This is a genomic window from Atopobium sp. oral taxon 416 (genome assembly GCF_018128285.1).
Classification (GTDB): domain Bacteria; phylum Actinomycetota; class Coriobacteriia; order Coriobacteriales; family Atopobiaceae; genus Olsenella_L.
Window position 1 is genome coordinate 1,620,491 of sequence record NZ_CP072380.1, and the last position, 26,458, is coordinate 1,646,948.

Consider the following 26,458-nt stretch of genomic DNA (forward strand, 5'->3'; position numbering starts at 1 on the left):
TGAGGCAGGAGACTGTATGCCTTCGATGAACGACAAAGACTACTACAAAATACTCGGAGTCTCGAGCGACGCATCGACGGACGAGATCCGCAAAGCGTTCCAGCAGAAAGCCCGCAAGTATCACCCTGACGTAAACAAGGCGCCTGACGCGGAGCAGAGGTTCAAGGAGATCTCTGAGGCCTATGCAGTGCTCTCGGATCCCGATAAACGTCGCCGCTACGATGCGATGCACTCCGGTAGCGTGTTTGCCTCCCAGGGAGCTTCCGCTCCGGGAGCCGGCTACGGTGGACCTCAAGGCCAGGATCCGTTCTGGGACTTTGAGCAGTCCTACTGGGGTTGGCCCTTCGGTGGTATGGGCCAGCGCAGGCAGCAGAAACGATCGCGCTCCTTTAACCCAAAAGCGGGCTCAGACTTTGTCTATCACATCGATTTGGATGCGGCGACTGCAAAAAAGGGCACCAAGCGGGGCATCACCTACCAACACTACGTGCAGTGCCAGAATTGCCACGGCCACGGCTCAGTAGTTTCCGATCACCCCGAAACTTGCCCGACCTGCGGTGGCACCGGCCATATCAGCGTCGACCTGGACAGCCTCTTTGGGTTCGGTGAGATGGACATGGTGTGCCCGGAGTGCGAAGGCACTGGCAGAGTCGTCGTCGACCCCTGCCCCGCTTGCGGCGGCACCGGCCGTGTGCTTGCGGCTTCCGAGGTCGTTGTGATGATTCCACCGAAGTCCCACGACGGCGACGAAGTGCGGATCAAAGGCATGGGCAATGCGGGAACCAACGGAGAGGCCTCCGGTGACTTCGTCCTGAGAGTCGGAGTCCCGACCGAGCGTCTCGCCCCGCGTCAGGCTGTGGGCTTTCAGTTCCTGGGCTTTGACATACCCTTCCTGATTCTCTCGTTGATCGCAGACGTGTTTGCCGCGCTTGCCCCCTTCATTATTGTGCTTGCTGCAGTCGGCTTCCTGTTGATTCTGACCGGAGGCTCACGTCCGCACAACTCGAAATGGTGGAACAATGCGGGCACTGCCACGATGAACGGAGTGCTGAAGGGACTCTTTGTGGCGATCTTGATTGTGGCGATGGTGTCATGCACCTCGAGCTTCGGTTCAACGGGTTATAGTACAAGAGTGCATATTTAGAGAATTGAGCAGCTCAAAGCTGGGTACATTTGAAAAGGATGTCTCTTTTTCAAAATCATGAGGGGCGCGGGGGTGCGTCCCTTTTCGTTTGTGTGTGGGAGAAGGTTGTTCGTGAGCGCGAAGAAAGATTATTACGAGGTTTTGGGCGTAGACAAAAACGCTGATGCGAAGACCATCAAGCGGGCGTTTCTGAAGAAGGCGCGAACCTTACACCCTGATGTGAACAAGGCCCCCGATGCAGAGGAGCGCTTCAAGGAGGTCAACGAGGCCTATGCGGTGCTCTCCGATGAGCGGAAGCGCGCCAACTATGACCGCTACGGCACTGCGGACGGGCCAAATGGGTTTGGCTCCGACTACGTCGATATGTCCGATATCTTCAACGGTTTCGGTATGGATGATATCTTCTCTTCGTTCTTCGGCGGAAATCCCGGGCACGGTACTACCCGTACGCGCGACATGCGCGGCCGCGATATGAGTGTGACATTGCACATCAGCCTGGCTGAGGCAGCGCGCGGCACCCATAAGACGATCTCCTATGAGCGTATGGCCCCCTGCGATGACTGCCACGGCACCGGCACCGGTCCTGGTGGCAAGGTGGTTGACTGCCCGACATGCCACGGCACCGGCCACGTCACGACGGTTCAGCGTACGATCCTAGGACAGATGCAGTCGACGATGGCCTGCCCTAAGTGCAGTGGCACCGGCAAAATCGTCAGCAATCCCTGCGAGACCTGCAACGGCACTGGCCGTACTCCATCACATGAGTCGGTCCGCATCGATATCCCTGCCGGTGTGCACTCCGGCCAGACTATCACGGCCAAAGACAAGGGCGAAGCCGGTATCAGAGGTGCCGCGTGTGGCAACCTACTGATCCAGATCCAGGTCGATAAGGACGAACGGTTCGAGCGCCAGGGTGATGACCTCTACACGGTCGTGGAGATCGACGCCCTCGATGCAATCCTGGGCTGTGAGAAGACCCTCGACGGTATTCTGCCCGATGAAAAAGTCACCCTTAAGATCCCAGCTGGTACGCAGCACAGCGACCAGATCAGGATCGATCGCTGCGGGATGCCGAGAATGAACTCGAATGCCCGCGGCACTATGGTTGCGGTTGTCCGCATTAAGGTGCCAGACAATCTGAATAAAGAACAGATGGATGCAATCAGAGAGATTGTGAAAGACCGCGAAGGCACAGCTGCCAAGAAGACGGCGAAGAGCAAACGTGGCAGCAAGCATCCGTTTGGTAAGCGGTAATGGCAGCGTCTGTGGTCCCCAAGGTAGCCTTCGTCAATCTCGGTTGCCGCGTCAACCGCGTCGAGATCGACTCAATCGCCGCACACCTGGAGAAAGCCGGGTGCGCGATCACGGCTCCCAAAGCGGCCCAAGCCATCGTCGTCAATACCTGTGCGGTCACCGGAGAAGCGGAAGCCAAGACCAGAAAACAGCTGCGCCGCGCTGCTCGACTCGCGCAGCACCCCCAGGTCTTTGCGACCGGCTGCGTTGCCAACCTCTTCTCTGATGAACTGTCTTCACTTGCGGAAAATATTGAAGTTATACAGCAGAAGGATACGGTGGCGCAGCGCGTCCTCGACTATCTAGGTGTGCCTGATGTCGAAACGCATCGGGTAGCAGATACCTCAGTGACGCCGACGGGCAGAGCCCGCCCCGGCATCAAAGTGCAGGACGGCTGTGACAACCGCTGCAGCTTCTGTATCGTGTGGAAAGCCCGCGGTAAGGGACGCTCGGCCGATGTCCAAAAAGTACTCAATCAGGTGAATGACGAACTGGCACGCGGTGCTCAGGAAATAGTGCTCACCGGCATTAACCTCGGCCGTTACCACAGCGTGGATGGACAGGGACACGAGCTTTTCCTACCGGATCTGATGGAGCTGATCCTTCAAGAGACGCCGATCGCCCGCCTCAGGCTCTCCTCGATTGAGCCACCTGATGTGGACGAGCGGCTCATCTCCGTTATGAGAGAACACCCAAGCCGTATTGCGCCTTTCCTGCATATCTGCCTGCAGTCAGGCTGTGATGCCGTCCTGCGCCGCATGAAGCGCCCATATAGCGCCGGACAGTATCGGGAGCGCGTCGAGATGCTGCGGGCGCAGGTGCCCTCACTCGCACTCGGCTGTGATCTGATCGTGGGATTCCCCGGGGAAACTGACGAGGAATTCGAGGAGTCCTATGAGTTCTGCCGTGAGATGCACTTCGCTAAGATGCACATCTTCCGTTACTCAGAACGCCCCGGCACCATCGCTGCGGAGCTTCCTGACCAGGTACCGCCCCAGGTGATGAGCGCACGGGCAGCGAAGATGAAAGAGCTTGCAAACTCAATGCGGCATGCGGAAGCAGAGAAGCTGGTAGGCACTCAGCAGGACCTTCTGATCGAGGGCGCTGGCCAAGGCATTACTGCTGGCTTGTTCGAGGTGAAGGTCCCAGACAGCTGGGGCGCTGATCGCTTCGTGAGGGCCACGATACAGGCGGTGGAGGATGACGGTGCGCTCGTCGCGGCGAGAGCACCGCACTGAGGTCACCGGTGCTGTATCCAATGAAATGTCAGAGCGGGGTTTGAGGTTGCGGGCACAGCGTAACCCGGTATCCTTAGATATACAAATTTGAAACATCAACCGAGGAGGAGCATGGAGCCGACGTACGTTCGTCTCACAATCCCTGATTCCTGCGATCCCACGTTGGTTATGGGTCCACAAGATTCTCTGCTGCGTTTAATCGAGCAGTCAAGCGATGCAGTCATCACGGTGCGAGGGAATGTGGTGAACCTCGAGGGAACCCCTGAGGAGGTCGACCGCCTGACCGCGATCTTTACGCATCTGATCGAGTTGGTGGAAGCAGGACAGCTACCGGATGAGGCTGATGTCAACTACGCGATGTCGGGCGACCATGCAACCACCACGCTTCCCAAAGTCAATGCCAGCCCACTTCTGGTGACTGCAACCGGCAAGACCATACGGCCGAAGACCAAAGGACAGCAGGCCTACTGCGCCATCGCGGAAAATCACCCGATTATCTTTGCATTGGGTCCCGCCGGTACCGGCAAGACGTATCTGGCGATGGCAATGGCGGTCGCAGCATTGCGGCACCACGAAATCGAGCGTCTTGTGCTGACGCGCCCGGTGGTTGAGGCAGGGGAGTCCCTCGGCTATCTGCCCGGCACCCTGGAGGAGAAGATCGACCCCTACGTGCGCCCGCTCTACGATGCGCTCTTTGAGATGGTGGGCCATGAGACGGCGCTGCGGCTGATCGAAGAGGGCGTTGTCGAAGTCTCACCCTTGGCCTTCATGCGTGGGCGAACCTTCAACGATTCCTTTGTGATCCTCGACGAGGCGCAGAACACAACCCCAGGACAGATGAAGATGTTCCTCACGCGCTTAGGCTTCAACTCCCGCTTAATCATCACCGGCGACCTCTCACAGCGCGATGTTCCCGGCTTCGGCGGCATCGAATCCGCGGAGCACATCCTGAAGGGCATCCCTGAGATTGCCTTTGTCCACCTCAAGACCGAAGATGTAGTGCGGCACTCGTTTGTTGCGAAGATCGTCGCAGCCTACGATAGGGCAGAGGCAAAGGAGCGCGTCCGTGAAGCATGAGTTTGACATAGGCTGCGACGAGGGTACCTCGCTCGCGTTGGATCAACCCGAGATTGAGCGGATCGGCACCGTTGTGCTCGACCAGCAGGGGGTGAAGCGCCCCTGTTTCGTCTCGCTTTCTGTCGTCACCGACAAGCACATGCAGAGGCTGAACCATGAGTGGCGCCAGGTGGATGCCCCCACCGACGTCTTGTCACTCGAGTGCGAGCGCCCCGATGATCCTGATTTAGGTGAAGGGGAACCCTGCGAGCTCGGGGACATCGTGTTGGCGCCCGCCTATATCGAGCGTCAGGCACGCAGATTCTACACCACACCGGCGGATGAGACCCGTCTGCTGTTTGTCCACGGTATGCTTCACCTGTTAGGGTATGACCATATACAGGAGGCAGATGCACACAGGATGCAGGCGTGTGAGGATGTGCTACTTGCACAGCTTCCCACTGACCACACGCTCAGCCATGTTGTGCTCGCGAGGCATCGGGAGGACGCATGATACCCGGTCAGAAGAACAATCATCCAACGTTTCGGAGAAGCTTTCTGTTCGCGATACAGGGGTTTGTATATACCCTCAAGACTGAGCGCAACATCAAGGTAATGCTCGCTGCCGCTATCGCGGTAGTGATCTTAGGGTTTGTGTTCCACCTCGACGTTGCGAGTTGGGCGATTGTCCTTTTGTGCTGCGGCTGCGTGACCTGCGCCGAGCTTATGAACACCTCTATCGAGACCGTCGTCGACCTGGTCTCACCGGAGTACCACCCCCTAGCCGGACACGCGAAGGATATCGCAGCGGCAGGGGTCTACATCATGTCAGTCTTTGCCGCTATCGTCGGCCTCATCGTCTTTATCCACGCTATTTTCTTTGCCTGAGGGGGCTCAATGCCAGAGGAACAAGGACACACCAAACCCTTCAGGAGCGGATTCGTCTCCCTGATCGGGCGTCCCTCAGTAGGGAAGTCCACGCTCGTCAATGCCTGTATGGGTGAAAAGCTCGCAATTACGTCCCCGGTGGCCCAGACCACAAGAAAGCGGTTACGTGCGGTGATCACCCGAAAGGATTTCCAGCTGGTCCTCGTGGATACCCCGGGATTGCATAAACCAAAAGACGCGCTCGGTAAAGAGCTCAACAAGGTTGCCTTGGGTGAGCTTGCCGACATCGACGCGATCGCGTTCCTGATCGACGCCACCAAGCCAGTCGGAAGAGGCGATGCCTGGATCGCCGAGCACATTGAAGCCTCCCACACTCCCTTCAAACTTCTCGTTATCACCAAGGCGGATAAGGCCAGCCAAAAGATCATCGAGAAACAGATCGAGTCTGCCAAAAAGTTGGCGCACTTCGACGATGTGCTTGTCGTGAGCGCCCAGGAAAACTTCAATGTTGACGCTTTCATCGACACGCTTGCGGCGCATCTGCCGGAGGGACCGCACTGGTTCCTTGAGAATATGGATAGCGACGCCTCGGATGAGGATCTCATAGCGGAGTTCATCCGTGAGAAAGTGCTCCTCAATACGCGGCAGGAAGTGCCCCATGCGGTGGCCATCAAGGTCGACGATATCGAATGGCCGAAGAGCAACCGTATGAACATCACAGCGACGATCTTAGTAGAGCGTAAGGGTCAAAAAGCGATTCTGATCGGACGCGGGGGGTCCATGATCAAAAAGATCGGGACCGATGCCCGGTACGATCTGGAGAAGCTCTTCCATGCAAAGGTTTTCCTCTCGCTACGCGTGAAGGTTCAGCCTGACTGGCGGCGCGATCAGACAGAGATCCGGGAACTCGGCCTTGAGGCGGAAGAGTAGCCATGGCCGGCAGGCGCACCCTCCACACGGAGGTGATGGTCTTAAGGAAGACGAAGCTCTCAGAGTCTGATCTGATTCTGACATTGATGGCAGCCGATGGGGAACAGATCCGTGCAGTAGCCAAAGGAGCCCGCAAGCCGGGCAACCGCTTTGCCTCCCGACTCGATATGTTCTGCGACTCTGATGCGCTTATCGCCAAGGGCAGGAACTTGGATATCGTAACGGAAGCCTCGCTCATCGATCCCCACGTGAAGCTGCGTGAGGATCTGGACCTGATGGCCGGTGCCAGTGCCTTGGCAGAGCTCGGGGAATACACCTGCTACGAGAACGTGGAGGATCCCTTCGTCTTTGCGATCCTCAAGGCAGCTTTCTCAACCTTGGAAGGTCTTACAGGCCTATCACAGATCGATCTTTTGGTTGCAGCCTTCACCTTCAAAGTGCTCGCGCACCAAGGCTGGAGGCCGGAGCTTGAGCGCTGCACCTCCTGCGGGGAGCCCGATGTGAGCTTCTTTTCAGCCCGAATGGGCGGGACGCTGTGCGCTTCCTGTGCCCGTGAGATCTCAGGAGCTCATGAGCTTACCCCACAGCAGTTGGGGAGGCTCAAAGCCCTGCTCACCGAAAGATTTTCCACGTTGCTGGTAACACCGATCGACAAGGGGACCGCACGTTTCCTGTTCTCCCTGGCCCATGAATGGGCTACGGCGCACCTCGATACAAGGCTGCGCAGCTTTGAGTTTATGCGCGGGTTATGATGGTCTACAGATTTTGGCTACGTCGCTGCTCGTAGGTCTATCGCATGTGCTAAACTATCTGACTTGTCAGTACCTCGTACTTAGCCAGCCGTTCATGCCAGACGCCGGTCCCAGTTCGAGGCGAATCAAATATTTTGAAAGGTGGTTGTATGGCAGTCAGCAAAGAGCGTAAAGCAGAGCTCATCAAGCAGTACGGCAAGAATGAGCACGACTCCGGTTCTGCAGAGGTGCAGGTAGCGCTTCTCACTGAGCGCATCAAGGGTTTGACCGCTCACATGAAAACCCATCAGAAGGATTACCACACCCGCCGTGGTCTGCTGATGCTCGTAGGTAAGCGTCGTCGCCTTCTAGGTTACATCAAGAACAAGGATGTTGAGAACTATCGTTCCCTCATCAAGAACCTGGGCATCCGCGACAACGTTCAGTAAGGTAAGGTAAGTATCTAGGAGGGCACCTAAGAGTGAGGTGCCCTTTCGTATGTGTGCACGCCTGAAAGCGTGCGGTGTGTTACAAGAAACACACCTCGACGGCCCACCTGCGATGGGGCAGGTGGAGATAAGGGGAACTATGAAAGTAACCCATGAATTCGACCTGTATGGCAAGCACTACGCGCTGGAGACAGGAGAACTGGCGAAACAGGCAACCGGCGCTGTGCTCGTGAAGGCGGGGGATTCGACCGTACTCGTAACCGCGGTCGTCTCAAAGGAGCGCAAAGACTACGACTTCTTCCCGCTGACCGTCGATTTCATAGAGAGAATGTACTCCGTGGGCAGAATCCCCGGAGGCTATCTGAAGCGCGAAGGACGCCCGAGTGAGAAGGCGACGCTCACGGCCCGTATGATCGACCGTCCGCTGCGCCCGTCCTTCCCGGAAGGCTTCAGAAACGAAGTTCAGATCGTGGCAATGCCGCTCGTTGCGGATCAGATCGATCCGGTTGACACGATCTGCGTGATGGCCGCTTCTGCGGCGCTGACCGTCGGTGGCGTGCCCTTCGAGGGACCGCTGGCCTGCGTCAGAATCGGCCGCAATAAGGAGACCGGCGAGTTTATCGTGAACCCGACCTATGCGCAGCGCAAGAACTCCGATCTCGATCTCGAGCTCGGTGGCTCTTCGACCTACATCTCCATGTTGGAGGCCGGCGCCGACGAGATCTCTGAGGACGATATGCTGGCAGCCATGGCCTTCGGCCAGGAAGCCATCGCCGCCTTCTGCGAGCAGGAGAAGATCTTCTTCAAGAAGGTTCAAGACGCTAACGGCCCATTCCCGGAGCACGACTATGAGCTCGACGGGCCGATTCCCGAGGTCCACGACCGCGTCTTTGCCCACTACGACGAGATGAGCGCCGCACTCAGAGATGTCGACAAGGCTTCCCGCCTGGAGAAGGTGGAGGCGCTCAAGGACTCCATCACTGCAGAGTTCACCGAGGACGAGCAGGAAGAGTGGAGCCGGGCAATCCCGGTCGAACTCAAGGGCCTCGAGAAGCACGCAATGCGCCGCATGGTCGTCGAGACCGGCGAGCGTGTCGATGGCCGTACCGCGACTGAGGTCAGACCTCTTATGATCAAGCCGGATTACCTGCCGCGTGTCCACGGCTCCGGCCTCTTTCAACGTGGTCAGACTCAGGTGCTCTCTGTCTGTACCCTGGGCATGCTCAACGAGTGGCAGCGCCTCGACACGATCGAGCCGGTTGAGGGCAAACGCTACATCCACCACTACAACTTCCCGCCGTACTGCACCGGTGAGACCGGCCGTATCGGTTCCCCGAAGCGCCGTGAGATCGGCCATGGCAACTTGGCTGAGCGCGCGCTCAAGCCGGTTATCCCCTCTGCGGAGGAGTTCCCGTATACGATCCGCGTCGTTTCCGACGTAATGGAGTCCAACGGTTCCTCGTCGATGGCATCGGCCTGCGGCTCTACGCTCGCACTGATGGACGCCGGTGTCCCCATTAAGCGCCCGGTCTCCGGTGTCGCTATGGGTCTCATCCAAGAAGAGGGCAAGACCGTCGTTTTGACCGACATCCAGGGTCTCGAAGACTTCCTGGGCGACATGGACTTCAAGGTCACCGGCACCACCAAGGGTATCACTGCGATGCAGATGGACAACAAGGCCACCGGCCTCACACCGGAGATCCTGCGTAAGGCACTGATGCGGGCGCACGAGGGCCGTATGTTCATCCTGGACGCGATGACCGACGCAATCCCGGCACCGCGCGAGCACTTAAAGCCCAGCGCGCCGCAGATCATCAGCCTGCACATCCCAACGGATAAGATCCATGATGTTATCGGCTCCGGCGGCAAAGTCATCCGCAGCATCCAGGAGGATACCGGCGCTACCGTCGACGTCGAGGAGGACGGCACCGTCCTCATCTCTGGCCTCAATGGAGCGGGGGAGGCAGCCGCTGAGCGTGTCGAGCAGATCGTGAAGGTTCCGGAGGTCGGCGAAGAGTACACCGGACGCGTTGTGGGCATCCAGCCCTTCGGCGCTTTCGTTGAGCTGCTCCCGGGCAAAGACGGCCTGCTGCACATCTCCCGCGTTGCTAAGGGTAGAGTCGGTAAGGTTGAGGACGTCCTGAACATCGGCGACGAGGTCAAAGTTAAGGTCATCGACGTTGACGAGCACGGCAAGATCAGCCTGGACCGTCTGGACAAGCCTGGGACTTTGCACCAAGCCCGCTCCGGCCAGAGCTATGATCATCGCGAACATGAGGGACATGAGCGCTGCCGCCACACCCGTCACCCAGGCGACAACGGCCACCGCACCCCTGAAGGCAGGATCCACGGCCATCAGCCCCGCCGTCACCACGAGGCGTAAAGAACAGGACATGCGATAAGCGTGTCTCTAGGTGCGTACTGACAGAAGAGCCAGAAGGCGAACGTTAAGCTTTTCGGCTCTTCTTTATATGCCGCCCTTACGTGTTGTGGTACCGAAACGAGTGCGGGCACACTTTTCGATTGAGTACACTCAAGATCAGTACTTGAACGAAAGCTGTGCCAATACAGCAGTGTTTCGGCGCTACGGTTTTTGAGTGGCACTTTGTCTCAGCGGTACCTCTCGTATGTGATGTGGGTACTATAGAATATATAAGAAATATATTGAGCTGTTTTATCCGTCATCTCTATCTTCTTTTCAGAAGGGTACGTGGCCTGGCAGATAAACCGATGTTGACCACGAAGTTGTATGACCATCACTGGACACGTTGAAAGGAGCTTGTAAGTCTCTATGGCAAAAACGAAAAGCCAGCCCCTCAGGATCATTCCGCTCGGGGGCTTAGATGGTATTGGCAAAAATATGACCGCATTCGAATACGGTGGCGACATGGTCCTGGTGGATGCGGGCATTATGTTCCCGGATGACGATATGCCCGGCGTCGACTTGGTGCTTCCGGACTACACGTATGTGCTGGAGCACGAGGACGAGCTGCGCGGCATTATCGTGACCCATGGCCACGAGGATCACACCGGTGCGTTGCCGTATCTTCTGAAGGACCTGAACCACAAAGCCCCGATCTTCTCGAGCAAGCTGACCCTCAAACTGATCGAAAGCAAGCTCGAAGAGCACAATCTCGCTAAACAAGATTACCGTGAGGTGCACGATGGAACCAAGATCGAGCTCGGAGCCTTTGAGATTCATTTCTTCTCGATGACGCACTCGATCCCGGCAACCTTAGGGTTATACCTGCGTACGCCTGCAGGCTCAGTCCTGCACACCGGTGATTTCAAGCTGGATCAGACCCCGATCGACGGGGTCCGTCCGGACTATGCCGCGATCAACCGTTTCGCGACGCGTGGGGTAGACCTGTTGCTCTCTGACTCCACAAATGCGACCGTTCCGGGCTTCACGCAGTCTGAGGCTGCGGTAGGACCGGCGCTGCGCCATATCATTAAGAATGCCCCCGGTCGTGTCTTTGTGGCGTCCTTCTCAAGCCACATCCACCGGCTGCAGCAGATCTGTGATGCCGCAGTAGCTGTCGGCCGCAAAGTCGTCGTGACCGGCCGCTCGATGGTGCACAATACGCAGATCGCCCGTGACCTCGGCTACCTTAAGATCCCGGATGAGGACATCATCGACGCCTACGATGTGGACGAGATCCCCGACGAGAAGATCGTCGTGATGTGTACGGGCTCACAGGGAGAACCACTCTCCGCACTGTCCCGGATGGCGAACGGGGAGCACAAGTCGCTTTCGATCCACGAGGGCGACACAGTGATCATCTCCGCTAAGCCGGTCCCGGGCAACGAGAAATCCGTCCAGGGTGTCATCAATTCGCTCTCCAAGATCGGCTGCCATATCTTTGATAGAAACAATGCGCTGGTCCACGTCTCCGGCCACGCCTCTCAGGAAGAGCTCAAGCTGATGCTCGCGATGGTGCATCCGCGCTACTTTATGCCGGTCCACGGCGAGGCCGTGCACCTGAGAACGCATGCGAAACTGGCGCGTCAGATGGGCATCCCTGAGGACCACATCTTTATCCTCGATAATGGGGACACGCTCGAGATGCGCCGCCACCGCGTGAAGCGTGGACCTTCGGTCGACTCCGGCGTGATCTACGTCGACGGGGGTTCTGTCTCCGATGCGGACCCAGTGGTCCTGCGCGACCGCAAGCGCCTCGCCTCTGACGGTATCGTCACCTGCGTCATCACAGCCTCGAGCCGGAACCACAAAGTGGAAGATGTTAATCTTTCGAGCCGCGGGTTCTCGGCTGCGAATGACGATAAACTGGTAGAAGGCGCCTTGGATGCGGTACGTACCGCGGTCAATAAAATCTCAGACCATGCCGCGCTCGACGCGATGCGCAAGGCGGCCAGAAATGGTCTTTCTAACTATCTGTGGAACAAGACGCACACGAGACCCATGGTCATCCCGGTAGTGTTGGAGGTATAAATGCCCGCGCGGCGCAAAAGTCAAACTGTAAAGAAAAATGCCGAACGCGCTGCCAAACCGCAAGTCCAACATCTGGAGCCTTCCGTCATCGAGCCTTCGGTCAAAGAGGATATCTTGGCCGTCGTGCTCTGTGTCGTAGCGGTGATGATGGTGGTGTCGCTGGTCTCTCCAACCAGCGCATATCTGACCGCTACCGTGGGGCACGTCCTAGACCTCCTCTTTGGGGTCGGGGCAATACTCTGCCCGGTAGCCCTTGTGGCCTATACCGTGATGCACTTTGTGACGCACGACCAAGTGAAGTCCCGCCGCATTGCCTTAAGCCTTATCCTGGTGGTGCTGGCGGTGCTCTCACTTCTCTCCGTCAATATGGGCGTGCGGGAGACCCAGCCGATGCTCGTCTTTGAGGAGACCTATGCCACCCATGCGGGCGGCTACGTCGGGGGCGCCCTCGCATGGTTTCTCCTGACCTTTGTGGGCCGCATTGTCGCCAATGTGGTGCTGACCGGTCTGCTCGTGACCGCAGCTCTGATCGGTGGCCTCTCCTTCAGAAAGATCGGGAAAGGTGTCGCCACACAGGTGAGCAAGGCAAAGGAGCGCCGCAGCCAATCCACTCCCACCTATGCGGCTGGCGGTGCCTCCGACGATCCGATCGACGAGCTCTTTGCGGATGGGGAGGACCCCGAGTCGGTCGCTCCGACCCAGCTGTTCCCGACAAACGCTGAGGGCAAGACCACCTATCTCGGCAGCCGAAAGACCACAGTCCTCAAGCGTGACAAGAAGATGGATGAGCCTACAATTGAGATGCAAAAGCCTGCCCAGAAGCAGAAGCGCCATCCCCGTCTCTCGTTGCTGCACCGTGAGCCGGCGCATGAGGTAGAGGATACGAATACAGCTGAAGCTCAACCTGACGGGGGCCTCAACGCGACGGTTACGGTTCCCACAGACAAGGACGGCGAGGTGACCGAAACCTACAATGCGGTTCCGGCCTTTCTGCGCAATGCTGCAAGACAGGATACTGATCAGCCTACACCGGCAAAGACGCTCAAGCGGGGCGCCAAAGCCCCCAAGCCGCACAAGCGGGGAGCTGTTGCTGCAGGCGTCGCTCCGATAGAGCCGATTGTGAAGGCTCCCTCGGGAATTCAGCCGGCTTCTGCAGGCTCTAAGGGCATCACGCCTGCGAGCAAGAGCACCGATAAAGAGGAGCTGCCTCCGCTCTCACTTCTGGAATCAAACCCGGATTCTGCAACGTCAATGAGCTCAAGCGAGGAGTTGAGGGAGACAGCGCAGAAGCTGCAGGAGACCTTAGCCGAGTTCAAGCTCAAATCAAAGGTGGTCGGCTGGGTCTCAGGGCCTCTGGTCACAACCTTCAAGATCTCAATGGGCGAAGGCGAGCGCGTCAATAAGATCACGAACCTGGAGGACGATATCGCCCTCGCATTAGCGACGACTTCAGTGCGTATCTTTGCGCCGATCCCGAAGACCTCGCTGGTTGGTATCGAAATCCCGAACAAGAAGCGCCAGAGCGTCTGCTTGGGCGACGTGCTACCCTATGCGAAGGGCAAATCTCCGCTTGAGGTTGCCTTCGGCCGCAATACGGAAGGGCGCCCGATCACCGTCGATATCGCCAAACTGCCGCACCTACTGGTCGCCGGCACCACCGGTTCCGGCAAGTCAGTGCTTCTGAATTCCATCATCGTCTCGATGCTGATGCGCGCGACGCCGCAGCAGGTCCGCATGATCATGATCGACCCCAAGCGCGTGGAGTTCACCGGCTATAACGGATTGCCGCACCTCTATGTCCCAGTCGTGACTGATGCGCACCAGGCCGCAGGGGCACTGCAATGGGCGGTCTCCGAGATGGAGCGGCGCCTTCGGGTCTTCGAGCACTACAAGGTGCGTGACATCAAGAGCTTCAACCGCAACCTCGAGTTGGGCAAATGGGCGGATATGGAGCATCCCCCTGAGCACATGCCCTATTTCGTGATCGTAATCGATGAGCTGTCCGATCTGATGATCATCGCCCGCAAGGAAGTCGAAGCTTCAATCGTTCGTATCGCTCAGTTGGGCCGTGCAGCGGGCATCCACCTGATCGTGGCGACGCAGCGTCCCTCTGCGGATGTCGTAACGGGCCTTATCAAGGCCAACATCGACAACCGTGTGGCACTGGCGGTCGACTCTGCGGTCAACTCCCGCATCATTTTGGATTCCACCGGCGCAGAGCGTCTGCTCGGCGCAGGCGATATGCTCTATAAGCTCAGAGGCCGCTGTGCGAAACGTGCCCTTGGTTGCTACGTCTCCGACGACGAGATCGAGGCGGTCGTGAGCTTCGTGAAAGAGCACTTCGATGCGGATCTGCACTCGGAGATCCTTTCTGCCGTGACCCCGGGCCAGATGACTGACCAGGACGGCGCAGGAGTGCATGAGGACGATGACCCGCTCATGTGGGAAGCCGCACAGCTCGTGGTGGACTCCCAATTGGGCTCCACCTCAGGTCTGCAGCGCCACCTCAAAGTGGGCTATGCCCGTGCCGGCAGAATTATGGATATGCTTGAAGACAAGGGGATTGTGGGTCCTCCTGACGGTTCAAAGCCCCGTGAGGTGCTGATGGACCAGGCAGAGCTAGAGGAACTACGTATTGCTGAAGAGAAGTATCAGGAGGTAGAGTAGCATGCCACGTCCGCGTTTCAGCGAAATGCTGTCCCAGCGTCGTCACCAGTTAGGCCTCACCACGGCACAGGCTGCAGATGATCTGAAGTTCAAAGAGCGGGTGCTGGTCGCCCTCGAGGCGGGTGATTTTGACTCGATCCCTAAGGGAGGCTATGCCCAGGGATTGGTGGCGACCTATGCGCGCTACCTCGGCCTCGATGAGCAGGAGGTCGTGTACGAGTTCAACCACGACCAGCGGGTGTACCGCCACAGCCAGCAACTTGCCCGCAGCAGGCGTGCCCACTATCCGCAGGGGAGACTGTATACCTCCCGGGTGCCGCAGCATGCCCGTCGCAGCGCTTCCTCCTATGACCGGCAGCGTCAGGATTCCTTCTATGACCCTTCCGCAACTATCCAGATGCGTCCGGTCTCGCACAGCTATCAGGACGATATGCGCTACGACCAACAGGCACAGCCGTACCGCGCGGCCAGCACCGAGTCTGCCCGTGATTATTCCCGCAATGTCGCAGCCCGTATGCGGCCTGCGATGGACCAGCTGGATCAGGACCGGCGTACACGCCAGAGACGCACCCAACATAGGAAGCGTCCGAAACAGTCCCTGTCGGAGACACTGGCCCAGCAGAATACCTTCTGGATCGTCATTATCGTCGGCTTACTTCTCACCATCCTCATTATTTACAGCGTCAGCTCCTGCGTGAGCCGCACCGCCGGAGGTGATGACAACACAAGGCAGACCGTGCCGGTGACTAAGACCGAGGTTGACAACAGCAACGACCAGTCACAGGACAACAGCGCGCAGGTTGCACAGGATACGTCTTCGAATGACCAGAACAAGGACAACGGCGACGATGCCCACCCGAGCGTCGTAGTAAGCGTCAAAGGCGGCGGAAGGTCCTGGGTCGAGGTTACGGTCGACGGGTCAAGTCAGGTGGCGCAGACCGTCAGTGGTCCTTGGTCTCAGACCTATAACCCGAGCGAGTCGATGACCATCCAGGTGGGGAATGCCTCTGCCGTGACGGTCACGAAGAACGGTCAGACGCAGAACTTTGATGCGAAGGCCTCCGGCGTGGGGACGATGACCATCAAGGCGGAAGTATCAGGCGACAGCAATTCAAGCTCTGACCAAAACAAGCAGAGCAACAACTCATCGAGCAGCGCCGCGAATGCGACATCGCCGACCAAACAACAGTCGGCACAGAACACCCAGAGCAACGCTGCTGTGACGACCACAACCCAGAATGGGACAGCAAACTCTACTGCGAGTACCTCGAACGGACGCAGCCAATAGCAGAGCGATGAGCCGCAACAAAGATAATCAATCGGACCCCGCACGCAGCGCGTGCGGGGTGCTGTGCGATAGGTGATTGAGAGAATAGTTGAGTATGGACAGCAGTGCCACAACGCCAACCACAGTACAGGCACCACAGGGCCGCGTACTGTTTATTACCTTGGGTTGTGCGAAGAATGAGGTGGATACCGACCGCATGCGGTCGCTTTTGGAACGCGCAGGGTTTGAGGAGACCGACGAGGCAGACGACGCCGACGTCGCGCTGATCAATACCTGTTCATTTCTGGCTTCTGCCACCTCAGAGTCGATCGAGACGACCCTGGAGTTGGCACAGGAAGCGACCGATGCCCAAACTCTCAAGCTCCCGATCATCATGTGCGGCTGTGTCCCCTCCCGCTACGGGGCGGATCTGCCCGATCAACTGCCTGAAGTGGCAGCCTTTGTGCGGGCAGAGGATGAGGATTCGATTGTGAGCACCGTTTGCAAGATACTGGATAAGCCGCAGCCGAAGACTGCCAATGTGCTCGATGCGAGTGCGCTGCGTACGGTTGAGGGTACGAGCGCCTATGTGAAGATCTCAGAGGGCTGCGATCGCTACTGCGCCTTCTGCGCGATCCCCTATATCAGAGGGCACTACCACTCCAGACCGGAAGGCGAAATTGTAGGCGAAGTCAAATCCTTACTAGAAGGCGGCGTGCGTGAGATCGTCTTGATCGGACAGGACACTGGTATCTGGGGCAGCGACTTCGATGATCCAAAGAAGACCTTAGCCTGGCTGGTGCGTCAGGTGGCAGAGGTTGTGCGTCCCTATCACGGCTGGGTCAGAGTCCTCTACCTGCAGCCGGAGGGCATAACCGACGAGCTGATCTCTACGATCAGGGATACCCCGGAAGTGTTGCCCTACATCGATATCCCAATCCAGCACTGCTGCGCAACCGTGCTGCATCGCATGGGCAGAAAAGGTTCCGCAGAAGAGTTCAAGAGACTCTTTGCGAGGGTGCGCCGTGAGATCCCAGGCATGGTCTTGAGGACCACCGCACTCACCGGTTTTCCAGGGGAGACGGATGAGGAAGGGGAGGAGATGCTCGACTTCCTGCAAGAGGAGGAGTTTGACTACACCTCGGTCTTCCCATACTCCCGTGAAGAAGGAACCAAAGCCTACGATATGCCCAATCAGGTACCCGAGGAAGTCAAGCAGGAACGTGCGCAGCGTCTGATCGATTTGGCTGAGCAGATGGGATTTTCTGCCACTGCAAGCCATATCGGGGAGACCGCAGACGTTATCATTGACGGTATCGAACAGACCGATAAGGGGCCTGAACTGATCGGCCACACCTGGTTCCAGGCGCCGGACTCCGACGGTGCGGTGCACATCGAATCCGGTGAAGCTACGGTCGGAGACATTGTGAAGGTGAAGCTGACGGACAGCTTTGCCTATGAGATGGTAGGAGAGCTCATTTAAGGAGACTATAGGATGCCCACAGAGCAGCAGAACAAGCAGCAGGACAAAGAGCTTGAACGCAAGGAGCCAAAGCCGCACCGCAGGTGGACCGCGGCAAACATCGTGACGGTGATCAGGATCTTCCTGATCCCAGTGTGGTACGCAGTCGCAATGATGAATCCGATCTCAGTGCAGGGTGAGTTTTCTCCCTCACTTCTGGGGGTCGCTATCTTCTACATCGTGCTTGCCCTGACCGATAAGCTGGACGGCTATCTGGCCCGCAGCCGCAACGAGGTCACGACCTTTGGCAAGTTTTTGGACCCGATCGCGGACAAGCTCGTCGTGGTCTTTGCTCTGGTCTTCCTCTTGCAGATCAATCTGACCGATGCGCTGCTGCTCCTGATCGTCATTGCCCGTGAGTTCTTGGTTGCCGGCCTCAGGATGGTCACCGCCTCCAAAGGCGTCGTGGTCGCTGCAAGTAACCTCGGCAAGGCCAAGACCTTCACGACGATGGCCGGCATCTCGGGCATGCTCTTAGTGCGTTGCCTGCCGCCTGAGGTAGGCCTCACGGTGGTCCTGCCCCTGAGCCTGACCCTTTTGGTTGTGGCAATGATACTCACCCTCTGGTCGGGTATAGATTACTTTGTCAAGTGCTGGAAATACTTAGCGGATTAGGTGAGTGATGATATATGGCTAAATCCTTAGGTGATATGAAACTTCCTTCCTGCCAGGAGCAGTATTCGCTGGCAGAGGAGTTGGTACACACGGCGACTGACAGGCACGTAACCGTGGGCACCGCGGAGTCCTGCACCGGTGGCCTTGTCGCAGGCGCTATCACGGACGTCCCCGGCTCCTCTGAGATGCTGCGCGGTGGCGTCGTGAGTTACGCGATTCCCGTGAAGCATGCGGTTTTGGGCGTCTCGAACGAGATCCTCAACAAACCGGGTGTGGGCGCCATCTCCTCTGAGTGCGCCGAGCAGATGGCGGAAGGCGCCAGAAAGGTGCTGGAACCTACCTATGCGGTCTCCATTACCGGGATCGCGGGCCCGGGTGGCGAAGAGCCGGGCAAGCCGGTGGGCACTGTATGGTTCGGCCTTGCCGGAGACAGGATTGAGACCACAACCGAGCTGCACACCTTCTCGGGTACCCGTCCCGAGGTGCGCAACAAGGCGGTCTATGTAGCCTTGCAGCTGTTGCTTAAGGCCGTCAAAAACGCCTGATAATCACCTCATTTGAGGCACATAGCACCTCCTCTGTCAGATCGGTGACAGAAGGGGTGAGCTCGTTGTCAGTTTCTTGTGCTAGCGTAGCAGGGAGGAATTGACAACGAACGTTTGTTCGTATAGGATAGCTGCGACACAACCATTCAGAGGAGCTTGTTCATGGCAAAGAGGCATGGGAACTACGAGGCCCACGAGAAAACCTATGGCGCAGAGCGCGACAAGATGGTTGAGGCTACGACCGCAGAGATCGAAAAGCGGTTCGGCAAGGGCTCAATCATGCGCTATGGGGATGGCGGACCTGACTTAGAGATCGGAGCGATTCCGACCGGCTCCCTTGCGCTCGATGCAGCCTTGGGCATCGGCGGCGTCCCCCGTGGACGTATCGTCGAGATCTACGGCCCTGAATCCTCCGGCAAAACGACGCTGTCCCTGGAAATCCTCGCTGAGGCCCAGGCGATGGGCGGTGTCGTGGCATTTATCGACGCGGAGCACGCGCTCGATCCAGGCTATGCAGCCCACATCGGTGTAGATATTGACGATATGCTGATCTCTCAGCCGGATACCGGTGAGCAGGCGCTTGAGATCTGCGATATGCTCGTGCGCTCCGGTGCGATCGACGTCGTGGTTATCGACTCCGTCGCTGCGCTGGTCCCGCGTGCAGAGATCGAAGGTGAGATCGGTGACGCCACGGTCGGCGCACAGGCACGGCTTATGAGCCAGGCGCTACGTAAACTTACAGGCTCTCTGGCAAAATCCAAGACCACCTGCATCTTCATCAACCAGTTACGCGAGAAGATCGGTGTGATGTTTGGCAACCCGGAGACGACCCCGGGCGGCAGAGCCCTCAAGTTCTTCGCCTCGGTGCGTATGGACATCCGCCGTATCGACACGATCAAGCAGAACGGTAACATTATCGGCAACCGTGTCCGCGTGAAGGTCGTTAAGAACAAAGTTGCCGCCCCGTTCAAGCAGGCTGAGTTTGACATTATGTACGGCACCGGTATCTCCAAGGAAGGCTCCATTCTGGATATGGGCGTCGACTATGGGATTGTCAACAAATCCGGCGCTTGGTTTACCTATGAGACCGAACGGTTGGGACAGGGCAGGGAAGCTGCCAAGCGTTTCCTGCGCGAGCATCCCGATCTGGCCAAGGAGATCGACCACAAGGTGCGCGTCGCCTGTGGGCTGATCAAGGACGACGATGAACCGGTCGGCGAGCCTGTCGTGGATGAGAAGGAAGACAAGAGCAAGACCACAGAGAGCGCGTAGCTGCTATGCGCAAGCAATCCCATCAGTCCCATACGCATGCAGCGGGCGATTTTACCTGGGAGGTGAGCTACCCCTCTAAACAGGCTTCCGGATTTTCCCAGCGTAAACCGACCGCCACAATCGAGGTGGATGAGCGCAAGCTCTATGTCCCGGTTGAGGTGGCGCGCCGGCTGGAAAAGTATGAGAAGAAAGTCTCATTCCCCATATCTTCACTCGCTGAGCTGGTCGAGGTTATCGATCAAGCTGAGCACACCTGCGCCTGGGAAAAGATCATCTCGCTCGTGAACCGGCGCGACTATACGAGCTTTGAGCTAGAGAAGCGCCTGCACCTCAGAGGGTACACCGAGGCTGTTGTGCATGAGAGCGTGGAGAAGGCTTCGAAGACTCATCTGGTGGATGACAGACGCTTTGGGCGTCTCTTCGTGGAATCCAAAATCCGCCTCGGTTGGGGCAAACGGAAGATCGCCTTAGAGCTCAAGAAGCGCGGATTGGTGCCAGAAGAGATCGAGGGCTGGCCGGAGGCGTTCTTCCCAGAAGACGATCAGTATACACACGCGTGCCAGCTGCTGGAGCACAAAACCCTGCGTCCCCCTCATCGGTATCAGAAGGCGGTGCGTTTCCTGGTAGGGCGTGGTTTTTCCTATGGCACCGCGATGCGGGCCGCAGCCACGGCAGCTGAGAATGATTCCGACAGTGAGCTCTGATTCTGTCGCAGTATTTGTTTCCGTACTGGTGCGGATGTTTTGGGCAATTTTAGGCCCGTATGCCCGTTAGAGTTTGACAGTCAATCGTGCACAACATACGATTAAAAGACCATCTGTGGTTTTTCACGTCTGCGGAAGCGATTCTGTCAGGTGTTTTAATAAATATTTTTATTTGAAAAATTATTGGATTGGCGTCTGGCTCGAAGACGTAGCCGAGTGGTCGTGACATACCTCTTGGATGGTAGCACCTGTGTACCTTTCCTTCATTAAATTGATCATGTGCTATTGAGGAGTCACAATGGGGATTGTTTTACTGATCGTTGGATTGGCGGTGGGAGCTGCCATCTGTTATATTGTCGTCACCAATCAGAGCAATGATCGGGTACAGGACGCAAAGCGACAGATTGAGAGCGCCAAAAGCCAAGCAAAGCAGATAACAGATGAGGCCAAAAAGGCTGCAGACACTTCCAAGAAGGAAGCGATCCTCGAGGCGAAGGAGAAGATTCTCCAGCTTCGGCAGACCTCAGAGGCCCAAGACAAGCAGCGTAAAGACGAGATCCATATGCTCGAAAATCGCCTGGTACAGCGTGAGGAGTCCCTCGACAGGCGCAACGATTCACTCGATCACCGCGAGCATCAGCTTTCTTCCTTCCAGGGACAGTTGGACCGCAGAAAGAACGATCTGGATAAACTTGAATCCAAGAAGACCGCAGAGCTGGAGCGTATCGCCTCTCTCACGAAGGATCAGGCACACGACGAGCTCTTGAACAAGGTGCGTAAGGAGAGCGTCGGCGAAGAAGCCAAGATCCTGCGTGACTCTGAGCAGCGCGTACGCGCCCAGGCTGACAAGACCGCCCGTGAGATTGTCTCCACCGCTATTCAGCGCTGCGCGGCAGACCAGGCCGGTGAGATCACCGTCGCCACGGTTCACATCCCTTCTGATGACCTGAAAGGCCGCATCATCGGCCGTGAAGGCAGAAACATCCGTACCTTCGAGCAAGTCTCCGGGGTCTCCTTGGTTATCGACGACACCCCGGAAACGGTTGTCCTCTCGAGTTTTGACCCGGTCCGCCGTGAGACGGCACGCGTAGCACTCGAGAACCTGATCGCTGACGGCCGTATCCACCCCGCCCGCATCGAGGAGATGTACAAGAAGGCAGAGTCCCTGGTGCAGGAACGCGTCCGCGAGGCAGGCGAGCAGGCGGCCTTCGATACCGGCATTCACGACCTGCACCCGGAGCTGATCAAGACCTTAGGGGCCCTGCGCTACCGTACCTCCTATGGCCAAAATGTCCTGCAGCACTCTATTCAGGTGGCGGCGCTCTGCGGCGTTATGGCATCCGAGCTCGGTATGGATCCGGCCCCTGCAAAGCGTGCCGGTCTCCTGCATGATATCGGCAAGGCCATCGACCACCAGGTTGAGGGGCCGCATGCAGTGATCGGTGCAGACTTAGCGAGACGTTACGGCGAGAAGCCGGAGATCGTCCACGCAATTGAGGCACACCACGCTGACATTGAGCCCAACACAGTGCTCGATGTGCTCGTACAGGCCGCTGACGCGATCTCCGCCGCCCGCCCGGGTGCCCGCCGTGAATCTGCGGAGAACTACATCAAGCGCCTGGAGAAGCTTGAGGAGATCGCCAATGCCCACGAGGGCGTCGAGCGTACCTACGCGATGCAAGCCGGCCGTGAGCTCCACGTGATGGTCGAGCCGGAGAAGATCTCCGACGCGCAGGCTACCGTCCTCGCACACGATATCGCCAAGCAGATCGAGGACGAGATGGAGTATCCGGGGCAGGTCCGCGTCGTGGTGATCCGTGAGTCCCGTGCGATCGATACCGCAAAGTAGACGATGAGCAAAAATACCCATGAAGATTTGGCTGCTTTCCTTGTCCGCAGCGGGCAGGGAGAGCAGTTAAGCGTTGAAGAGAATTTAGGTGAAGGCTTTGTACGCCTGAGGGTCGCCGAAGCGGAGCGTCGGCAGGCAAAGGATGATATCCGCTGCGTTGAGGATGCGGAAATCGAGCTGCTGCGCAACGCCTACGACGCCAGGGCTTCCACAATACTCATCGCCACGAATCTGTCTGACGGCAAGCGCAGTCTCACCGTGGTGGACGACGGGGACGGGATTCCCCAGGACATGTGGGAGCGGGTCTTTGAGGCGCGCGTCACCGGCAAGCTCAAGAGCGTGCACGTGGATACCTATGGGATCCACGGAAGAGGCATGGCGCTCTATTCGATCCGTGAGAATGTGGAGCAAGCCCGGGTAGTTAACTCCGGTACAAGCTTGGGTACTTCAATACAAGTGGTCTTCGACACGCAGAAGATCCCCGAGAAGAAAGACCAATCGAGCTGGCCGGAGCTTGCCCCCAATGAGGGCGGGAAGGTCCACATTGTGCGTGGCCCCCACAACCTGATCCGGTGCGCCTGTGACTTTTGCCTTGCGGCTTCACGGCGCTGCTCGATCTTTATCGGCTCTGCCGCAGAGGTCATTGCCGCAGCGATTCGCTATACGCCCTTGCCCCAAGGCTCTGCCTCTGAGCTCATGGGCGTGAAGCTCAACGAGCTGCCCCTGTTGACCCGATTGAAGCTCGCGAGTAACGCCCACGAGCTCGCCGAGGTCGCAAACTCGCTCGGTCTTACGATCTCCGAACGTAGCGCACAGCGTATCCTTACCGGGCAGATCGAGCCGGCACCGGATGTCTATACGTACTGTACACACGCAAAACCAGCCATTGAGACACCCTCACCACTCAATCCACCTCGCCGGAGCGCCAACCTTGAAAAAGATCGACGTGGACTCAAGCTCAGCCCCGAGGATCGGGAGGCCTTCGAGAAACTGATGGAGAAAGACTTCGCCTATTTGGAGGAGCGCTATTACCTCCATCTGAACGGAACGCCGACGGTTCAGCTCACATCAGGTAAAGTTACGGTCACGTTCCCGTATCGTAAGGAAGATTAGGGGATGCGTGATCCGTATTGAGGGTACTTTGTGGTAAAACCATATAAGGTATGTAGGGGCGCCTGAGTCCACTACATAGTGTTGAAACTCAACAGGAGTTAAAAACATGGATTTTCTTAAAGTCTCTAGCAAGTCGTCTCCGGCATCCGTCGCAGGTGCTATCGCAGGCATGGTTAAAGATGGAGCTTCCGTCACGATGCAGTGTGTCGGTGCCGGCGCGGTGAACCAAGCCGTGAAGGCGGTCGCGATTGCTCGGGGCTTTCTGATCCCCACAGGCGTGGATATCTCCTGCGTGCCAACCTTCTCCGAGATCGAGATCTCGGGTCAAAGCCGCACCGCGATCCGTATCGCGGTCTGTGTGCACAAGTTGGACCCACCCCAGCTTTCTCAAGATATGCCCTCTGATACAAGGAAATAGGTAGTATGCAACAGTATCGAGAACTGGTAGGGAAGACCTATCAGGTGACAACTTTCGGTTGCCAGATGAATTTTGCCGACTCAGAGCGCGTCTCGGGCCTTCTGGACAGCTGTGGCTGCATCCAGGTAGATTCTATCGATCAGGCCGACATCGCAGTGTACATGACGTGCTCAGTGCGTGAGGGGGCCGATACCCGGCTCTATGGGGTCGCCTCCGGAGCCGTGAGCGCTCCGACGCCGCCCTCAGGCAGGCGCGTGATCGCCGTGGGAGGCTGCGTAGCACAGCGCGAAGGAGCCGAGCTGAAAAAGCATATCCACGCAGTCGATGTGGTCTTCGGTACCGCAGCGCTAGCTTCCTTACCCACGTTGCTCTGTGAGGCATTCGATAAGGACGACAACGACAAGCACGTGCTCGTGGATACCGAAGAGGACCCCTCCTACTCTCCAACCGATCTACCCTCACACCGTGCAAGCCGCTTCCACGCCTGGGTGCCGATCATGTCCGGCTGTGACAACTTCTGTACCTACTGCATCGTCCCGTATGTGCGTGGGCGTGAGCGCTCCCGCACCATGGAGTCCATTATCACCGAATGTGAGTTTCTGGTAGCCGACGGGGTCCGTGAGATCACCCTACTGGGCCAGAATGTCAATTCCTACGGTAAAAATATCTACGGGAAGCCCTGCTTTGCGCAGCTGTTGCGTGAAGTCGGGAAGACCGGGGTCGAGCGTATCCGTTTCACCTCCTCAAATCCGAAGGATCTGAGCGACGAGGTGATTGCAGCCATGGCAGAAACGCCGGCAGTGATGCCGCACCTGCACCTGGCGGTGCAGAGCGGTTCCACCCGTATCCTCAAAGCGATGAATAGAAAGTATACGAGAGAGCAGTACCTCGCCCTCGCACGGCGCCTGCGTACGGCGATGCCCGATCTGGCCCTCTCCACTGACATTATCGTCGGCTTCCCCGGAGAGACCGCAGGGGACTTTGAACAGACGCTCTCTCTGGTCAAAGAGGTGGGTTTTGACTCCGCCTTCACCTTCATCTATTCTAGACGTCCGGAAACTCCGGCAGCCAAACTCAAGGATAATACGCCTCACAGCGTGATTCAGGAACGGTTTAACCGGTTGGCGAAGCTGGTCACCGATCTCTCCCATGCATCCAACGAGAAGGACTTTGGGAAGCTCTCAGAGGTGCTTGTGGAGGGTCCCTCCAAGAAGAATCCGAAGGTGCTCGTAGGTCACAGTCAGAAGAACCAGACAGTGCTCTTTGATGGGGTAGCAGGGTGGAGCAGCGCTGATCTGATCGGCAAGATCGTGGATGTACGGGTCAATGAGGTGAAGTCCTGGTACCTCAAGGGCTCTGTCGAAGGTGAGCCTCGGTGAAAGGGGGCAAGGTCCTTGCAATCGTTGGACCGACCGCCTCAGGGAAAAGCGCATTAGCTGACAAAGTCGCTGCCCAGCTTCACACCAGTGAGATCTCTATTGACGCAATGCAGGTCTATCGCGGCATGGACATCGGGACCGCTAAGACCCCAGTCGCTGAGCGGGTCTGCCCACTGCTGATGGTGGATATGGCGGATATCGTCGACAACTATTCGGTGCAGCTCTTTCAGACACAGGCAAGAGAATACATCGACAAATTGCAGGCGGATGATCAGCTGCCGGTACTCTGCGGAGGGACCGGGCTCTATCTCGATGCGGTGATTGACGATATGCGCTTCCCCAAAGGGCAAACCGACTCAGCAGCACGCAAAAAGTATGAGGCCCTCGCAGAAAAAGAGGACGTAGAAGCGCTCTACACACTCTTACAGGAGCGCGATCCGGATTCCGCTGACATAATCCACCCCCACAACATCAGACGCGTTATACGCGCTCTGGAGATGCTCGATGAGGGGAAGAGCTACGCCACCCAACACAAGGGGTTGTACAAACGCGCTTCGTGGTACCAAACGCAGATCTATGGGATCGCAATGGAGCGCGAGCGACTCTACAGAAGAATCGATACGCGCGTCGACGCTATGTTCGATGAAGGTTTAGTTAAAGAGGTTAAAGGCTTAATGGATCAAGGGCTCGCCTCAGCGCTGACGGCGCTCCAGGCGATTGGCTATAAAGAAATCGTAAGCGCACTGAACGGTGAGATTACATTGGATGAGGCACGCAAATTGATTAAAAAGAATACCCGGCATCTGGCGAAACGCCAGCTTTCCTGGTTCCACCGCGATCCCCGCGTGAATTGGCTCGATCTTGACAAAATGACAAGCGATGAGGCAGCTGAGCAAATCATCGCAGCCGTAGGGGAGTGGTGAGC

At 57.6% G+C, this 26,458-nt stretch carries 23 protein-coding genes; all 23 read left to right on the forward strand.

Annotated features, from left to right (window positions below):
* The first annotated feature begins 16 nt into the window (after positions 1-16).
* Positions 17-1,144, forward strand: coding sequence for a DnaJ domain-containing protein (locus J4859_RS08560; RefSeq protein WP_212329039.1), 1,128 nt, complete (start codon positions 17-19; stop codon positions 1,142-1,144).
* Positions 1,145-1,255: 111 nt separating this feature from the next.
* Positions 1,256-2,398, forward strand: a complete 1,143-nt coding sequence (gene dnaJ, locus J4859_RS08565; protein ID WP_249113570.1) for a molecular chaperone DnaJ — start codon at positions 1,256-1,258, stop codon at positions 2,396-2,398.
* Complete coding sequence (gene mtaB, locus J4859_RS08570; RefSeq protein ID WP_212329043.1) at positions 2,398-3,675, forward strand: tRNA (N(6)-L-threonylcarbamoyladenosine(37)-C(2))-methylthiotransferase MtaB; 1,278 nt, start codon at positions 2,398-2,400, stop codon at positions 3,673-3,675. Before dnaJ ends, mtaB begins: the two co-directional genes overlap by 1 nt.
* A gap of 111 nt (positions 3,676-3,786) precedes the next feature.
* Positions 3,787-4,752 (forward strand): PhoH family protein, encoded by a 966-nt coding sequence (locus J4859_RS08575; protein WP_212329045.1) that lies wholly within the window; start codon positions 3,787-3,789, stop codon positions 4,750-4,752.
* On the forward strand, positions 4,742-5,245 hold the full coding sequence (gene ybeY / locus J4859_RS08580; RefSeq protein WP_212329048.1) for an rRNA maturation RNase YbeY: 504 nt from the start codon (positions 4,742-4,744) through the stop codon (positions 5,243-5,245). The genes J4859_RS08575 and ybeY overlap by 11 nt, the downstream gene beginning before the upstream one ends.
* Positions 5,242-5,619 (forward strand): diacylglycerol kinase family protein, encoded by a 378-nt coding sequence (locus J4859_RS08585; protein WP_212329050.1) that lies wholly within the window; start codon positions 5,242-5,244, stop codon positions 5,617-5,619. The genes ybeY and J4859_RS08585 overlap by 4 nt, the downstream gene beginning before the upstream one ends.
* Before the next feature lie 9 nt (positions 5,620-5,628).
* Entirely contained in the window at positions 5,629-6,549 is a 921-nt protein-coding gene (gene era, locus J4859_RS08590) for a GTPase Era (RefSeq protein WP_212329052.1), read from the forward strand.
* A 2-nt stretch (positions 6,550-6,551) separates the two neighbouring features.
* The gene (gene recO, locus J4859_RS08595) at positions 6,552-7,301 is read left to right on the forward strand and encodes a DNA repair protein RecO (protein ID WP_212329054.1); all 750 of its coding nucleotides are present in this window, start codon (positions 6,552-6,554) and stop codon (positions 7,299-7,301) included.
* Positions 7,302-7,450: 149 nt separating this feature from the next.
* On the forward strand, positions 7,451-7,729 hold the full coding sequence (gene rpsO / locus J4859_RS08600) for a 30S ribosomal protein S15 (protein WP_212329056.1): 279 nt from the start codon (positions 7,451-7,453) through the stop codon (positions 7,727-7,729).
* Between the two features lie 139 nt (positions 7,730-7,868).
* Entirely contained in the window at positions 7,869-10,112 is a 2,244-nt protein-coding gene (locus tag J4859_RS08605) for a polyribonucleotide nucleotidyltransferase (protein WP_212329058.1), read from the forward strand.
* A 408-nt stretch (positions 10,113-10,520) separates the two neighbouring features.
* Positions 10,521-12,182, forward strand: coding sequence for a ribonuclease J (locus J4859_RS08610; protein WP_212329059.1), 1,662 nt, complete (start codon positions 10,521-10,523; stop codon positions 12,180-12,182).
* Positions 12,183-14,849, forward strand: coding sequence for a DNA translocase FtsK (locus tag J4859_RS08615; protein ID WP_212329060.1), 2,667 nt, complete (start codon positions 12,183-12,185; stop codon positions 14,847-14,849). It begins immediately after the preceding gene.
* A 1-nt stretch (position 14,850) separates the two neighbouring features.
* Positions 14,851-16,137 carry a RodZ domain-containing protein gene (locus J4859_RS08620; RefSeq protein ID WP_212329061.1) on the forward strand — a complete coding sequence of 429 codons (1,287 nt, stop codon included), beginning with the start codon at positions 14,851-14,853 and terminating at the stop codon, positions 16,135-16,137.
* 94 nt (positions 16,138-16,231) lie between these two features.
* Positions 16,232-17,599: a 30S ribosomal protein S12 methylthiotransferase RimO gene (gene rimO / locus J4859_RS08625; RefSeq protein WP_212329062.1), complete on the forward strand. Its 1,368-nt coding sequence runs from the start codon at positions 16,232-16,234 to the stop codon at positions 17,597-17,599.
* A gap of 12 nt (positions 17,600-17,611) precedes the next feature.
* A complete protein-coding gene (pgsA, locus tag J4859_RS08630; protein ID WP_212329063.1) occupies positions 17,612-18,253 on the forward strand; it encodes a CDP-diacylglycerol--glycerol-3-phosphate 3-phosphatidyltransferase in 642 nt (213 codons plus the stop codon).
* Positions 18,254-18,267: 14 nt separating this feature from the next.
* Positions 18,268-18,798 (forward strand): CinA family protein, encoded by a 531-nt coding sequence (locus tag J4859_RS08635; RefSeq protein WP_212329065.1) that lies wholly within the window; start codon positions 18,268-18,270, stop codon positions 18,796-18,798.
* Positions 18,799-18,960: 162 nt separating this feature from the next.
* Entirely contained in the window at positions 18,961-20,070 is a 1,110-nt protein-coding gene (gene recA / locus J4859_RS08640) for a recombinase RecA (protein WP_212329067.1), read from the forward strand.
* 5 nt (positions 20,071-20,075) lie between these two features.
* A complete protein-coding gene (locus tag J4859_RS08645; RefSeq protein WP_212329069.1) occupies positions 20,076-20,774 on the forward strand; it encodes a regulatory protein RecX in 699 nt (232 codons plus the stop codon).
* A gap of 298 nt (positions 20,775-21,072) precedes the next feature.
* Positions 21,073-22,623, forward strand: coding sequence for a ribonuclease Y (gene rny / locus J4859_RS08650; RefSeq protein ID WP_212329071.1), 1,551 nt, complete (start codon positions 21,073-21,075; stop codon positions 22,621-22,623).
* A gap of 3 nt (positions 22,624-22,626) precedes the next feature.
* A complete protein-coding gene (locus J4859_RS08655) occupies positions 22,627-23,736 on the forward strand; it encodes an ATP-binding protein (protein ID WP_212329073.1) in 1,110 nt (369 codons plus the stop codon).
* Between the two features lie 106 nt (positions 23,737-23,842).
* Entirely contained in the window at positions 23,843-24,154 is a 312-nt protein-coding gene (locus J4859_RS08660; protein ID WP_212329075.1) for a stage V sporulation protein S, read from the forward strand.
* Between the two features lie 5 nt (positions 24,155-24,159).
* Positions 24,160-25,533, forward strand: a complete 1,374-nt coding sequence (gene miaB, locus J4859_RS08665; RefSeq protein WP_212329077.1) for a tRNA (N6-isopentenyl adenosine(37)-C2)-methylthiotransferase MiaB — start codon at positions 24,160-24,162, stop codon at positions 25,531-25,533.
* Positions 25,530-26,456: a tRNA (adenosine(37)-N6)-dimethylallyltransferase MiaA gene (gene miaA / locus J4859_RS08670; protein WP_212329079.1), complete on the forward strand. Its 927-nt coding sequence runs from the start codon at positions 25,530-25,532 to the stop codon at positions 26,454-26,456. The genes miaB and miaA overlap by 4 nt, the downstream gene beginning before the upstream one ends.
* Positions 26,457-26,458 lie beyond the last annotated feature (2 nt).

Excerpts from the sequence above, each read along its gene's own strand:
- J4859_RS08560 (WP_212329039.1), top strand. The coding sequence starts at position 17 with ATGCCTTCGATGAACGACAAAGACTACTACAAAATACTCGGAGTCTCG.
- mtaB (WP_212329043.1), top strand. The coding sequence starts at position 2,398 with ATGGCAGCGTCTGTGGTCCCCAAGGTAGCCTTCGTCAATCTCGGTTGC.
- J4859_RS08575 (WP_212329045.1), top strand. The coding sequence starts at position 3,787 with ATGGAGCCGACGTACGTTCGTCTCACAATCCCTGATTCCTGCGATCCC.
- J4859_RS08585 (WP_212329050.1), top strand. The coding sequence starts at position 5,242 with ATGATACCCGGTCAGAAGAACAATCATCCAACGTTTCGGAGAAGCTTT.
- era (WP_212329052.1), top strand. The coding sequence starts at position 5,629 with ATGCCAGAGGAACAAGGACACACCAAACCCTTCAGGAGCGGATTCGTC.
- recO (WP_212329054.1), top strand. The coding sequence starts at position 6,552 with ATGGCCGGCAGGCGCACCCTCCACACGGAGGTGATGGTCTTAAGGAAG.
- rpsO (WP_212329056.1), top strand. The coding sequence starts at position 7,451 with ATGGCAGTCAGCAAAGAGCGTAAAGCAGAGCTCATCAAGCAGTACGGC.
- J4859_RS08605 (WP_212329058.1), top strand. The coding sequence starts at position 7,869 with ATGAAAGTAACCCATGAATTCGACCTGTATGGCAAGCACTACGCGCTG.
- J4859_RS08610 (WP_212329059.1), top strand. The coding sequence starts at position 10,521 with ATGGCAAAAACGAAAAGCCAGCCCCTCAGGATCATTCCGCTCGGGGGC.
- J4859_RS08615 (WP_212329060.1), top strand. The coding sequence starts at position 12,183 with ATGCCCGCGCGGCGCAAAAGTCAAACTGTAAAGAAAAATGCCGAACGC.
- J4859_RS08620 (WP_212329061.1), top strand. The coding sequence starts at position 14,851 with ATGCCACGTCCGCGTTTCAGCGAAATGCTGTCCCAGCGTCGTCACCAG.
- rimO (WP_212329062.1), top strand. The coding sequence starts at position 16,232 with ATGGACAGCAGTGCCACAACGCCAACCACAGTACAGGCACCACAGGGC.
- pgsA (WP_212329063.1), top strand. The coding sequence starts at position 17,612 with ATGCCCACAGAGCAGCAGAACAAGCAGCAGGACAAAGAGCTTGAACGC.
- J4859_RS08635 (WP_212329065.1), top strand. The coding sequence starts at position 18,268 with ATGGCTAAATCCTTAGGTGATATGAAACTTCCTTCCTGCCAGGAGCAG.
- recA (WP_212329067.1), top strand. The coding sequence starts at position 18,961 with ATGGCAAAGAGGCATGGGAACTACGAGGCCCACGAGAAAACCTATGGC.
- J4859_RS08645 (WP_212329069.1), top strand. The coding sequence starts at position 20,076 with ATGCGCAAGCAATCCCATCAGTCCCATACGCATGCAGCGGGCGATTTT.
- rny (WP_212329071.1), top strand. The coding sequence starts at position 21,073 with ATGGGGATTGTTTTACTGATCGTTGGATTGGCGGTGGGAGCTGCCATC.
- J4859_RS08655 (WP_212329073.1), top strand. The coding sequence starts at position 22,627 with ATGAGCAAAAATACCCATGAAGATTTGGCTGCTTTCCTTGTCCGCAGC.
- J4859_RS08660 (WP_212329075.1), top strand. The coding sequence starts at position 23,843 with ATGGATTTTCTTAAAGTCTCTAGCAAGTCGTCTCCGGCATCCGTCGCA.
- miaB (WP_212329077.1), top strand. The coding sequence starts at position 24,160 with ATGCAACAGTATCGAGAACTGGTAGGGAAGACCTATCAGGTGACAACT.